Raw genomic sequence first — 12,658 nt, forward strand, 5'->3', positions numbered from 1 at the left:
GCGCCGGGAGAAGGGAAATCCGATCGGTTACGGTCTTGTCCGATAGGTCCCGATATGGAGGAGTCGACGCCATGCCCGCCATCCCCGCCGCCACCGTCGCCAACCTCCGGGACCTCGGCTCGCTCCCCCTCGGCGAGGGGCGCAGTGTCCGCGAGGGCCGGGTCTTCCGCTCCGCCCAGCTCGACCGGCTCGACCCCGCCGAACCCGCGGTGGCGGCGCTCGGCATCCGTACGGTCGTCGACTTCCGCACCGAGAACGAACGCGCCGACCGGCCCGACCACCTTCCGCCGGGCGGGCGGGTGCTCGTCGCGGACGTGCTCGCCGACCATCTCGCCACCAGCGGCCTGCCGCCCGCGGCCCGGCTCAAGCAGCTGCTGACCGACCCGGCGCTGGCCGACAAGTACCTCGGCGGGGGCCGGGCGCAGGAGGCCTTCCGCCGGACCTACCGGGCCTTCGTGAGCTCCGATTCCGCGCGCGCTTCCTATCGGGCCTTCCTCGGCGAGCTGGGCGATCCGCACGCCGGTCCGCTGCTCTTCCACTGCACGGCCGGCAAGGACCGTACCGGCTGGGCGGCGACGATCGTGCTGTCGCTGCTCGGCGCGGACGAGGAGACGGTCATGGCGGAGTACCTGTCGGTCAACCCGGCCGTCCGGCAGGCCTTCGCGCCGATGATCGAGGGGTTCACGGCACAGGGCGGTGACCCGGAGCTTGCGCTCGCGCTGATCGGGGTCGTACCGGATTACCTGGAGGCGGCGCTCGACGAGGTGGCGGTGCGGCACGGTTCGATGGAGAAGTACGTACGGGAGGGGCTGGGTGTCCCGGACGAGATGACGGCCGTGATCCGCGAGCGGCTGACGGTGTACGAGGCGTGAGGTCGGGGGGCGACCGAATCCGTCCGGACGTCGACCTCGGGTCCGCGACCGGCCGGAAATCCGCGCTCCGGGGGATCCGGAGCGGGGCCGTCCGACCGGGTTGACCCGGGGTGACCATCGGATGATTCGCTCGTTCTGCTGAATGTGAGCACCCAGGAACTCGCCCCCTCCCCCCTCGGTCCTGTCGATGTCGAACAGGCCGAGGCCGCGCTCGTCGAGCACTATCCGCGGCTGGTCCGGATCGCCTACCTCGTACTGCCGCCCTCGCTCGGGCGCAACCGCCGGGTGCTGACGGCACACGCGCTGGTCCAGGGATCACTGCCGCGCCGCCGGACGTCGGGTGCCGACATCCCGGGACCGCGCCGTACCGAGGACGCCGTCGACCCCGGGTACGCGTACGTACGGGTCGAGGCGCTGCGGCAGGCGCTGATCGCGGGGTTGCCGCTGCGGCGCCGGGCGCTGCCGCGACGGGCCCAGTTCCCGCCGCTGCTGCCGCACGTGTGGGGGCTGCGACTGTTCCCGCGTGCCGGTGGCGCCGACGAACTGGCCCTGGACCAGCGGCTCTCCGCGCTGTCCGGGCCGGCGCGCGCGGTGTACGTGCTGCGGGGTCTGGAGCGGCAGGGCGACCCGGAGGTGCTGCGGGTGCTCGTGGCGGCGGGGGTCCCGGAGGAGGACGCGAGGGCCGCGCTGGAGGAGGCGGACGGTGTCGAGGCGCTGTACGCCCTGCTCGACTCGCCCGAGTTCGATCCGTGCTCGCTGCAGGCCCGGCCGACGGATCTGATGCGCCGCCGCCAGCACGGCAGGGCCGCGCTCGCCGCGGCGGCGGCCGTGGTGGTCTGCGGGACGCTGCTCGGTCTGCCGGGGGACGGTTGGGGGAGGAACGGTGCCGCGGCGCCTTCGTACGCGCGCAATCCGGCGGCCGAGGCGGCGCTGGACCCGGCGACGCTGAAGCGGGTCCCCGCGGGGTTCTGGCAGAGCTCGGCGCGTACGGACTTCTCGGTGTGGCCGGCGCGCGGCGGTCTGGCCGACGACCGGGCCCTGCTGCGGCGGGCGCTGGCGGTCTGGGCGCGGCCCGGCGGTTCGGTGCGGTCCTCGGCGACGCCCGGGACGCCGGTGGGGCCGCCGATGGGTCCGTCGCAGCTGCTGTTCGCGGGGGAGGTCGACGGGTCGCGGGTGGTGCTGTTCCACGACGGGCTGCGGGCGGTGCGGTACGCGGAGCCGGCGGGGGCGAGCGAGGGGTCGGGCGGGGCGGCGCTGGACTTCGCGCGGACGGACGGCGCGGACGCGGTCGGCTCGGCGGCCCTCGTCGTCTCGCGCTCCACGGCGAGCGTCCGCTATCTGACGGCCCCCTGGGTACGGGAGACGGCGGTACGGGACCTGCTGGCGCCCGCGAAGGAGCCCTGGCTGCTGGAGCGGGACCGGCACGGGGTGACACGTGTGATGCTCAGCCCGGCGCAGGCGCGGGGCTGTTCGGTGTGGAACACGCTCCAGGTGCGGGATGCGACGGGTGTGCGGCTGCTGACCGATCTGGGCGAGCTGGTACCGGCCCGGCTGACCTCGGGGCCGCCGGCCGCCGCGCCGGTGGACGGGACGGGGGCGGCTGCCCGGACGGTGTGGGCGCGGACGGCCTGCCAGTTGGCGACCGTCCGCTCGCACGGGGTGCGGGCGGTCAACGCCTGGCAGTTCGCCACCCAGCGGCTGCCGGAGGACGGGGGCCGGGCGGCCTGGCTGTGCACCCGGGCCGAGACCTGGCGGGGCACGGGCAGCAGGGTGCTCGCCCAGTTCGCGGTCCCGGCGCCCGGCGGGACCGCGGCCGTCGTGGCGAAGGCCGAGGAGTCCCCGGCGTGCGGGGTGCGCGAGCCGCGGGTTCTCTCGGGGGTGCTCTGGCAGGCGAAGAGCGGGCAGTGGTACGTCCTGGCCGCCGGCAGCGACGACTTCGCGTCCCTGCGCACGACGGGCGGGATGAAAGACGAGACGGAGGGCAGGCTGCTCGCGGTGAAGGCGAAGGCAGGGACCCGCGCGGACCTGAACGGGACGCTGGAGGACGGAACGAAGGTGGGCGCGCTGCGGTAGGCGACGCCGCCCACGCGGCGAGGGCGGCGCGGCAAGTCGCCGTCCCAGCCCGAAGATTCCGCATGCACGAACCTGTTGCCAACTGCTTACTCCTCAGTACATTGACGTCATGTCTAATACGCAGCCTGCACCGGTGGCGTCGGAGCACATCGAACTCAAGGCCCGGAAGGTCTCCTTCGACTGGGAGGAGACCCCACTCCACTGGGTTCCCGGCGACCCGTTCACCACCCACACCATCAATGTGCTGCACCTGCTGCTCCCGGCCGGCGAACGCTGGTTCGTGCACGTCTACAAGCAGGTGCTCCCCTTCATCACCGACGACCGGCTGCGTGCGGACGTCATCGGCTTCATCGGGCAGGAAGCCGTGCACTCCCAGGCGCACGACGACGTGCTCCCGCACCTCAAGAAGCTCGGTCTGGACCCCACGCCCTACACCGCCCAGGTCGACTGGTTCTTCGAGAAGCTGCTCGGCGACCGGACCCTGCCGCCCGGCCGGGCGCGCCGCTGGTGGCTGATGGAGCGGGTCGCGCTCATCGCCGCCATCGAGCACTACACCGCCTTCCTCGGGAACTGGGTCCTCAACGCCGAGGAGCTGGACCGCAGGGGCGCCGACCCGACGATGCTGGACCTGCTGCGCTGGCACGGCGCCGAGGAGGTAGAGCACCGCTCCGTCGCCTTCGAGCTGTTCATGCACCTCGACGGCGGCTACCGGCGGCGCGCCCGCACCTGGGCGACCGCCTTCACGGCGATGGTCTTCCTCTGGCAGCGCGGCACCCGTTTCTTCATGGAGAACGACCCCACGCTCATCGGCGGCAAGGCATCGGTCGGCCAGCTCGTCCGCAAGGGCCGGGAAGGCGTGCTGCCGTCCACACCGGATCTGCTCCGGGCCATCCCCCGCTACCTCAGCCGGGCCTACCACCCCTCCCAGGAGGGGAACACCGCCCAGGCCGTGGCCTATCTGGCCAACTCCCCCGGCGCCAACGGAGGTCGCTGACCATGCCCCGACTGCGTACCGTCGTCCTGGTCGCCGGGGCCGCGGTCCTCGCCAAGCGCGCCATGCGCCGCCGGATCAACGCCGCCCCTCTGTGGCCGATGCCCGCCCTCGACGAGCCGATCTCGGGCCGCGGCCGCCTCGCGACCGTGACCAGGAAGGTCCTGGTCACCGAGCGCACCGAACCCGCCGAGGGCGTGGTCCGGCTCCGCCTCGAAGGCACCGGCCTGCCTGCCTGGCAGCCCGGCGCCCATGTCGACCTGGTGCTGCCGTCCGGTCTGGTGCGCCAGTACTCGCTGTGCGGGGACCCGGCCGACACCGATACGTACACGGTGGCGACCCGGCTGATCGAGGACGGCCGGGGCGGCTCGCGCGAGGTGCACGAACAGCTCCACGAGGGCACGGAGATCGAGATCCGCGGGCCCCGGAACCGCTTCCCGCTCGTCGACTCGCCCGCGTACGTCTTCGTGGCGGGAGGCATCGGCATCACGCCCGTGCTGCCCATGCTGCGCGCGGCGGAGGCGGCGGGCGCCGACTGGCGGCTGCTGTACTGCGGCCGCAGCCGCGCCACCCTGCCGTACCTCGACGAGATCGAGAAGCTCGGCGGGGAGCGCAGCGAGATGGGGGTCCCCCCGGCCGAAGGCCGGGGGAGTGTGACGGTGGTCGCCGAGGACGAGTCCGGCCTGCCCGAGCTCGGGTTCCTCGCCGAGGTCCCCGAGGAGACGGCGGTGTACTGCTGCGGCCCGGACGGACTGATGGACGCGGTGACCGCCGCGATGCCCGCGGGCCGGACCCCGCACCTGGAGCGCTTCTCCCCCGCCGCGACGGCCGGTGGCGGCGCCTTCGAGGTCGAACTGCGCCGCTCCGGACGTACGGTGCCGGTGGCGGCGGACCAGTCGGTGCTCGCCGCGGTCCGTACCGAGCTGCCCGGCGTCGCGTACTCCTGCGAACAGGGCTTCTGCGGCACCTGCCAACAGCGCGTCCTGGAGGGCGAGATCGACCATCGCGACGAGCTGCTCACGGACGCGGAGCGCGGCGACTCGATGCTGATCTGCGTCTCGCGCTGTGCCGGAGAACGACTGGTGCTCGACCTCTAGCGGTTCAGCGGGAGCGCGCGGCGGCGAGCTGTCCCACGAGCGCGGCGAAGGGCATGTCGAGGTCCTGGTACACGTGCGGCGCGACGGGGTGGGCGTTGTCGGCGAGCATCTCCGCCACCAGGCTCGCGTAGTCGCTCACGATCACGCCGGCCTGCTGGAGGCGGAGCAGGCCCGTCTCGGGTGTCCGCTACGGCAGGATCAGCCAGTCGAAGGCGAGCGCGGCGGAGAGGCCGCCCACCAGGAGCCAGGTGCCCAGGCGGGTGCGGCCGTTGCGGGAGAGTTCGATCACCACACCACAGAGGATCATGGCCAGGCCGTACACGCCGACGACGAGGACGGACGTGCGGCTCGCGAGCCGGATCACCAGGACCGCCGCCATGGCGACCAGCAGAACGGACGCGGCCGCTATCCGCAGTTGGCGTGCCTGCTTCGGGCTCAAACCGGAGGTGCTCATGTCGTGGGAGCGTAACGGACGGCGGTTAGGCTGTTCGCATGACGACCGGGGTGCGACGCAGGATGGGCGTCGAGGAGCGCAAGCAGCAGCTGATCGGGGTGGCTCTCGAGCTGTTCAGCCACCGCTCTCCCGACGAGGTCTCCATCGACGAGATCGCCGCGGCCGCGGGAATCTCGCGGCCGTTGGTCTACCACTACTTCCCCGGCAAGCAGAGCCTGTACGAGGCGGCGCTGCGGCGGGCGGCCGACGAGCTGGCCGCCCGCTTCCTGGAGCCGCCGCAGGGCCCGCTGGGCGCGCGGCTGCTGCGGGTGATGGGCCGGTTCTTCGACTTCGTGGACGAGCACGGGCCGGGTTTCGCGGCGCTGATGCGGGGCGGTCCCGCGGTGGGTTCCTCCACCACCAACGCGATGATCGACGAGGTGCGGCAGGCCGCCTACGAGCAGATCCTGGCCCATCTGGACGTCGAGCAGCCCTCCGCCCGGCTCGAACTGGTCGTCCGCTCCTGGGTGTCGCTGGCCGAGTCGACGGCGCTGATCTGGCTGGACGGACGCCGCGTGCCGCGCGCCGAGCTGGAGTTGCAGCTGGTGCACGACTTCGCGGCACTGGCGGCGGTGAGCGCGGCGTACGACACGGAGATGGCGGACGTCCTGGTCCGGATCCTCGCCGACGAGCCGGCCGACGGGCCGTTCGGCGACCTGGTGGACCGGCTCGCGGCCCTGGCACCGCGGGTGCCCGCACAGCGACCGGCGTAGTCGACCGCGGAGGCCGGCGGCCGTGATCGACCGACGTGGTCGACCGCCGCGGTCGGCTGCTGTCGTCAGGCCTTGCGGTAGGAGGGTTCGAGGTCGCGCACCTCGGCGGAGACATGAACGCCCTCCGGCTCCTTGAGGTACGCGGGCAGCAGCGCGACCACGGCCTCCGCGAGGCGGGCCTTCGTCTCGTCCGTGCGGCCGGCCAGCAGCGCGATGTCGACATGGACGACGACGTCGTTCGTCGAGCCGTCCCCGACGACCGTCTCCTCGACCTCGCGGAAACGGGTCTTGCAGGCGTCGATCCGTGTGTCGACGGTCTCCACGACGAGCGGGTGCAGCGCGAGCGCGAAGCCGCGCCGGTCGAGCGGCGCGGAGTAGTCCACGATGATCTGCGGCATGGGGGTCACTCCCGGTCGATCGGATGTCTGGCCACACCTTTACGGTGATCGCCATGAGCGCACAAGTGACCTTCCGGCAGGCGGACGACCTCGATCTCGACCTTCTGGTGGGGATGTTCGACGCGGTGGCGCGGTGGATGGTGCGCCACGGGATCGACCAGTGGAAGCCGGGCGACAAGAGCGCGGAGCACTTCCGGGCCCGGATCGCGGCCGGCGAGGTGTGGCTGGCGTCGGCCGGGAGCCGGGTCGTCGGCGCGTACGAGCTGTGGTGGGACGACGAGCAGGCCTGGGGCCCGCAGCCTCCGGTGGCGGGCTATGTCCACCGGCTGATGACCGACCGGGAGGCCGCACCCGCTGGCACGGGCCGGGCGCTCCTCACCCACGCCGAGGGACGGATCACGGCCGGTGGGAGGGCGGTGGCCCGGCTGGACTGTGTGTCGCGCAACCCGCGGCTGCGGACGTACTACGAGGCCGCGGGGTACACGGCCGTCGGCGAGGAGCCGGGAAAGCTCGCCGCCGACGGCACGCGGTACGGAGTGGTCCTGCTGGAGAAGGCGCTGGGCTGACCCGCGCGCCGGACCGAGACGTGCGGCGAGGCCGGTCGGGGAGCCCCGGCCGGCCTCGTCGCGTGTGTCCGCGGTCAGCGGGTGGTGAAGACCGCCACCGTGCGGGCCGGGACCGTGAAGGTGCCCGAGCCCGTCTCGTACGACGCGGACGTGACCACGGAGTCCCCGCCCGCGGCCTGGACCGGGTGCAGGCCGTAGCCCTTTCCGGCCAGGGCGGCGATCCGCTGGGTCTGCCGCTCCGGGGTGGCGTTGAAGACCACGACCAGGTCGCCGAGGCGCATGGTGATCACGCCCGGGGTCTCGCCGGTGCCGGAGAGCGGGAAGGACAGGGCGTCCTGGACCTGCCCGGCGGTGGCGAGGGAGAAGGCGGACTCGGTCGTACGGATCTTCTGGAGGTCCCGGTAGGCGGCCGAGGCGCCGTCGATCTGCGCGCAGCCGACCGTCAGGGACGGGGCGGTGAGCAGCGGCTTTCCGTAGCCCCACTTGGCCTTGTTGTCGGCCGCGGGAGGCAGGCCGCGACCGAAGCCGTTGCCGTCCCGGCAGTCCCAGTGGATCGCGTTGAACCAGTCACCGCTGTCGTACGAGTTGCGGTCGAGCGACTTGGAACGCAGCAGGTCCGAGCCCGCCTGGGAGAGCGCCGGGCCCTGCGAGAGGGTGGCCGTCGCCATGGCGAGGACCTGCATCCTGGCCCGGTCGGCGGCCGAGGTGGTCGCCGGGAGCTTGAAGGCGAGCGCGTCGTACAGGGTCTCGTTGTCGTGCGCGTCGGCGTAGGCGAGGGCGTCACCGGGGGCGGCGGCGTAGCCGGCCGGGGCGCCGTTGTAGTCGACCTGGCTTCCCTTGACCGTACGGCCCGAGGTGTCCGTGAAGGAGTAGTCGGCGAGGTTGCCGGTCAGCCCCACCTTGATCAGGTCCTGGTAGTGGAGCAGGCGGGCCTTCTGCTGCTCCGGAGTGCCGTTGGCCGTCGAGGAGTTGGGCTCGGTGAAGAGGCCGGAGGCGAAGCCCTGCACGCCCGGGTCCTCGTCGAAGGGGCCGCCGCCGCGGACGGCGTCGCGGGCCCGGTCGGAGAAGGTCGCGATGCCGGTGCCGGCCATGTTCTTCTGGGTGGCCTGGACGAAGCGGGAGTCGTCGGCGATCTCGCCGAAGTTCCAGCCCTCGCCGTAGAGGACGATCGACTTGCCGTCGACGCCGTCCTTGGCGACGGTCAGCGCGTCCAGGGCCTTGCGGACGGCGAGGATGTTCTCCTTCGGGTGGTGGCCCATGAGGTCGAAGCGGAAGCCGTCCACCTTGTACTGCTTGGCCCAGGTGACGATCGAGTCGACGACGAGCTTGCCCATCATGGCGTTCTCGGGCGCGGTGTTGGCACAGCAGGTGGAGGTGGCGACGGAGCCGTCGGCCTGGAGGCGCTGGTAGTAGCCGGGCACGATCTTGTCCAGGACGGACTTGTCGGCCTGGCCGCTCGCCACGGTGTGGTTGTAGACGACGTCCATGACGGTGCGCAGACCGGCGCCGTTGAGGGACTGGACCATCTGCCGGAACTCGACCGTGCGGCGGGTGCCTTCGGGGTCGGTGGCGTAGGAGCCCTCGGGGACGGTGTAGTGCAGCGGGTCGTAGCCCCAGTTGTAGGCGTCCTTGGCCGCGGCGGCGGCCACGCAGGCCTGCTGCTCCTCGGAGTCGGGGGCGTACACCTTCAGGTCGCAGGCGGGCTCGGTCCGGTCGGACTCCTTCTCGGGAATGGTGCCGATGTCGAAGGCCGGGAGCAGGTGGACGTAGGACGTGCCGGAGGCGGCGAGGGCCTTCAGGTGCTGTGAGCCCTTGCTGCCGGCGTCGGTGAAGGCGAGGTACGTGCCCTTGTGCGCCGGGACGGCCGTGGTGTCCGCGATCGAGAAGTCGCGGATGTGGAGCTCCTGGATCTGGGCGTCCCGCAGCGGTACGGCCGCGGGCTTGGCCAGGCTCTTCCAGCCCTTGGGCGCGAGCTTCGGGTCCGCGAGGTCGACGACGAGGCTCTGGGCCGAGTCGCTGGTCAGGGCGGTGGAGTAGGGGTCGGTGACCTTGTTGGTAACGATCTGCCGGACGCTCGGCGCCCAGACCTCGACCGCGTACCGGTACGGCTTGCCCGTCCACGCGCGCGTGCCGGTGACCGACCAGACGCCGGAGGCGTCGTCGCGGCGCATGGGCACGGCCTTGCCGTCGAGTTCGAGGGAGACGGACTGGGCGGTGGGGGCCCAGAGGGAGAGCGTGGGGCGACCGTTGCGGAACACCGGGCCGAGCGCGGCCCCGGTGGCCTTCGCCGCGTACAGGTCGTCGAGAACGCCGGCGAGCTGGACGCCCGTGGCGGTCAGGACGGCGCCGTTCGCGGCGTACTGGGCGGCGACGAGCTGCCCCTTGAGCGCCTCGCGGATGCGGTCCCGGTCGCGCGGGTCGACCGTGAAGGCTCCGTAGGACTTCAGGTGCGGGAACGCGGCCTTCTGCGCGTCGGTCAGCTGCGTCGGGTTCAGGCGCAGCACCGTGCGGTTCCCGGCGAGCGCCCCGTCCTTCACCGCGATCGAACCGTCGCGGGAGGCGAGGAGGACGGCGGAGGCGGCGGCGTCGCTGCCGTTCCAGGCGAGGGTGGTGCCGTCGATCCAGATCGCCTGGGCCTTGGTGAGGTCGAGCGCGGCGCCGCTGCCCTTGGGCTGCGGCAGCAGGTACTTCTCCTGGCCGCCGAGCATCCACACCTCGTGGCCGTTGGCCTTGAGGTCGAGGGACTGGTCGGTGGGCAGGTCCTTCTCGTCGCCCTTGTGCAGGATGTAGGAGAGGGAGGTGGCGCCGGCCGCGAGCGGGACTTCGTAGACCGCTCCGTAGGCGTCGGTGCGCACCGGCTCCAGCGGCTTGCTCCAGTCGGTGGGGTTCGCGGCGCCGGTCCAGGTGTGCAGGCCCCAGCCCGTGTGGTCGCCGTCGGCGCGCTTGTAGTGCAGGACCGCCTTCGTCGTGTCCTGCGGCGGGTACGCACCTTCGGGCGCGGCGTTGAGGACCTCGGGCTTGCCCTGCTCGATCCAGACCTCGCCGGTCTTGGAGAGGTCGACGGTCCGGTCGGCGTCGGTGTCCTTGACGCCGTCCTTGTTCACGGCGATGAAGCCGACCGAGGAGGCGCCGGGCTTGAGCTTGACGTAGGCGAAGGCGCCGTACGCGTCACGGCCGGTGAAGGGCTTGCCGACGGGCCAGGTGGTGCCTTCGCCGTCGGCGATGTCGCCCCAGGTGTACAGGCCCCAGTCGGTGTAGTCGCCGTCGGCGCGCTTGTAGTGGACGATCGCGTAGTCGCGCTGGGTGGCGGTCGGCGGCTGCTCGACGGCCGGGGCGCCGCTGGTGGTCGCGGCGGTCGCGCTCGCGGTGCGGCCGGCGCTGTCGACGACGACGGCCTTGTAGCGCAAGGCGGTTCCGGCGGGCGCGGTGACCTTCTGGGTGACCTTGTACGGGGCGTGGTCGGCGGAGCCGAGGACCTGCCACTTTCCGTTGCCGGTCTGGGCGGCGAAGACGACGCGGTTCAGCTGCCCGCCGGTGACGTCGGCGGAGAGCTCGGCGGTGCCGGTGGCGCCGGCCTCGGGGGCCTTGAGCGCGATCGTGGGCGTGGCTGCGGGTGCGCCGAGCGGCTTGGCCGCCTTGAGCACGAGGGAGCCGAGCGCCGGGACGGTCACCTTGATCTTCGTGTCACCGGCGCTGGTGACCCGTGCGTCGCCGCCGTGGACGGCGGTGAAGGCCATGCCCGCGGAGCCGGTCGGGATCTCGACGGTCTTCGCCTCGGTGGAGCTGTTCGCGGCGACGACGTACTCGGTCCTGGTACGGGCGTCGGTACGGGAGAAGCCGTAGACGGAGCCCTCGGCGTACCGCTGCTCCTGGACGCCGTCGCGCAGCGCCGGGTGCTCGCGCGTCAGCTTCGAGAGGGCGGCGATCTGCCGGTACAGGGGGTGGGAGGCGTCGTAGGCGTCGCTCGCGTGGGTGCGGTCGGTGCCGAGCTGGTCGTCGTCCAGGTAGTCGGCGGTCTTCGACGCGAAGAGGGTCTGACGGGAGTCCTTGTCTCCGCCGGCGCCGGTGTAGCCCTGCTCGTCGCCGTAGTAGACGACGGGGTTGCCGCGGGTGAGGAACATCAGCTCGTTGGCGAGCCGGTAGCGCTGGAGGAGTTCGGCGTCGCCGGCCTTCGGGTTGTCCTGCTTGAGGAAGGTCCCGAAGCGGCCCATGTCGTGGTTGCCGAGGAAGGGCACCGACTCGTAGGCGTTGGCCTTGTCGGTGGTGTAGCGGTAGTCCTGGCCGAAGAGGTTCGCCAGCTTGTCCGCGGAGCCGCCCTGGGAGGCGAAGGTGCGGGCGGCGTCCTGGAACGGGAAGTCGAGGGTGGCGTCCAGGCGGCCCTCGGTCACGTACGGGGCGGTGATCGCCGGGTCGGCGGAGTAGACCTCGCCGAACATGAAGAAGTCGTCGCGGCCGCGCTTGGCGGCGTACTCGTCGAGGGCGGTGGCCCACTGGGTCCAGAACGCGGTGTCGACGTGCTTGACGGTGTCGATGCGGAAGCCGTCGATGTCGAAGTCGCGGACCCAGCGCTGGTAGATCTTCTCCATGCCCTCGACGACCTCGGGACGCTCGGTCCACAGGTCGTCCAGGCCGACGAAGTCGCCGTACTGGGAGGACTCGCCGGCGAAGGTGGAGTCGCCCCGGTTGTGGTACATCGTCGGGTCGTTGAGCCAGGACGGAACCTTGAGGTTCTTCTTGTCGGCGGGGACGACGGGCGTGCGGGGGAAGGAGTCCGTGTCGACGCGCGGGAACGAGCCGCTGCGGTCGTCGAAGGGGACGCCGTCCTTCGTCAGATAGGGGAAGGCGCCCTTGGAGAGGTAGTTGTAGGTCTTCTCCTTGTAGTCGACGACGTCGGCGGTGTGGTTGGTGATGACGTCGAAGAAGACCTTCATGCCCTTGGCGTGGGCCTGGTCGATCAGCTTCTCCAGGTCGGCGTTGGTGCCGAAGTGCGGGTCGACCTGGGTGAAGTCGGTGATCCAGTAGCCGTGGTAGCCAGCGCTCGCGTCCTTTCCGGTGCCCTGGACGGGCTGGTTCTTGAAGATCGGCGCCATCCAGATGGCGGTGGTGCCGAGGCCCTTGATGTAGTCGAGCTTCTTCGTGAGCCCCTTGAGGTCGCCGCCCTGGTAGAAGCCCTTGTCGGCGGGGTCGAAGCCGGTGTCGAGGCGGGTGCCGGTGAGGCCTCCGCGGTCGTTGGCGGTGTCCCCGTTGGCGAACCGGTCGGGCAGGACGAAGTAGAACTGCTCCCGGGTGAGGTCGTGACGCGCGGGCTGAGCGGCGAGCGCCTTGTCGGACGGCGGGGGTGGGGGCGGGGGCGCGGCGGCCGCGGGAAGGGCGGGCACCAGCGCCGCGCACAGGGCGGTGGCCACGGCGGCCGCCGTTCTCTTGCGTATCACGGGGGTTCTCCCTGGAGGTACGG

Annotated in this window: 10 protein-coding genes; 6 read left to right on the forward strand and 4 right to left on the reverse strand. The window is 72.0% G+C overall.

The window, feature by feature from the left end; all coding sequences use genetic code 11:
• Positions 1-71: 71 nt before the first annotated feature.
• The 4 genes from ACZ561_RS30000 (at position 72) to ACZ561_RS30015 (ending at position 5,033) form a co-directional block, all read left to right on the forward strand.
• Positions 72-872 carry a tyrosine-protein phosphatase gene (locus ACZ561_RS30000; RefSeq protein WP_471000794.1) on the forward strand — a complete coding sequence of 267 codons (801 nt, stop codon included), beginning with the start codon at positions 72-74 and terminating at the stop codon, positions 870-872.
• A 144-nt stretch (positions 873-1,016) separates the two neighbouring features.
• Positions 1,017-2,945 carry a hypothetical protein gene (locus ACZ561_RS30005; protein WP_471000797.1) on the forward strand — a complete coding sequence of 643 codons (1,929 nt, stop codon included), beginning with the start codon at positions 1,017-1,019 and terminating at the stop codon, positions 2,943-2,945.
• Between the two features lie 109 nt (positions 2,946-3,054).
• Positions 3,055-3,939: a metal-dependent hydrolase gene (locus tag ACZ561_RS30010; RefSeq protein WP_471000800.1), complete on the forward strand. Its 885-nt coding sequence runs from the start codon at positions 3,055-3,057 to the stop codon at positions 3,937-3,939.
• Positions 3,936-5,033 (forward strand): PDR/VanB family oxidoreductase, encoded by a 1,098-nt coding sequence (locus ACZ561_RS30015; protein WP_471001009.1) that lies wholly within the window; start codon positions 3,936-3,938, stop codon positions 5,031-5,033. Before ACZ561_RS30010 ends, ACZ561_RS30015 begins: the two co-directional genes overlap by 4 nt.
• 4 nt (positions 5,034-5,037) lie before the next feature.
• On the opposite strand, the gene ACZ561_RS30020 is transcribed toward ACZ561_RS30015, so the two are convergent.
• Together ACZ561_RS30020 and ACZ561_RS30025 are read right to left on the reverse strand one after the other, a co-directional pair.
• Positions 5,038-5,178, reverse strand: coding sequence for a hypothetical protein (locus ACZ561_RS30020; protein ID WP_471000803.1), 141 nt, complete (start codon positions 5,176-5,178; stop codon positions 5,038-5,040).
• A gap of 42 nt (positions 5,179-5,220) precedes the next feature.
• Positions 5,221-5,487, reverse strand: a complete 267-nt coding sequence (locus ACZ561_RS30025; RefSeq protein WP_329121299.1) for a hypothetical protein — start codon at positions 5,485-5,487, stop codon at positions 5,221-5,223.
• Positions 5,488-5,525: 38 nt separating this feature from the next.
• Here ACZ561_RS30025 and ACZ561_RS30030 point away from each other — a divergent pair, with 38 nt between their 5' ends.
• Positions 5,526-6,239 (forward strand): TetR/AcrR family transcriptional regulator, encoded by a 714-nt coding sequence (locus ACZ561_RS30030; RefSeq protein WP_471000806.1) that lies wholly within the window; start codon positions 5,526-5,528, stop codon positions 6,237-6,239.
• Positions 6,240-6,304: 65 nt separating this feature from the next.
• On the opposite strand, the gene ACZ561_RS30035 is transcribed toward ACZ561_RS30030, so the two are convergent.
• A complete protein-coding gene (locus ACZ561_RS30035) occupies positions 6,305-6,637 on the reverse strand; it encodes a 5-carboxymethyl-2-hydroxymuconate Delta-isomerase (protein ID WP_471000809.1) in 333 nt (110 codons plus the stop codon).
• Positions 6,638-6,690: 53 nt separating this feature from the next.
• Between ACZ561_RS30035 and ACZ561_RS30040 the strand changes: the two genes are divergently transcribed.
• On the forward strand, positions 6,691-7,203 hold the full coding sequence (locus ACZ561_RS30040) for a GNAT family N-acetyltransferase (RefSeq protein ID WP_471000812.1): 513 nt from the start codon (positions 6,691-6,693) through the stop codon (positions 7,201-7,203).
• 74 nt (positions 7,204-7,277) lie between these two features.
• On the opposite strand, the gene pulA is transcribed toward ACZ561_RS30040, so the two are convergent.
• On the reverse strand, positions 7,278-12,635 hold the full coding sequence (gene pulA, locus ACZ561_RS30045) for a pullulanase-type alpha-1,6-glucosidase (RefSeq protein WP_471000815.1): 5,358 nt from the start codon (positions 12,633-12,635) through the stop codon (positions 7,278-7,280).
• Between the last annotated feature and the right edge of the window lie 23 nt (positions 12,636-12,658).

This window comes from Streptomyces sp. NPDC039609 (genome assembly GCF_055596705.1).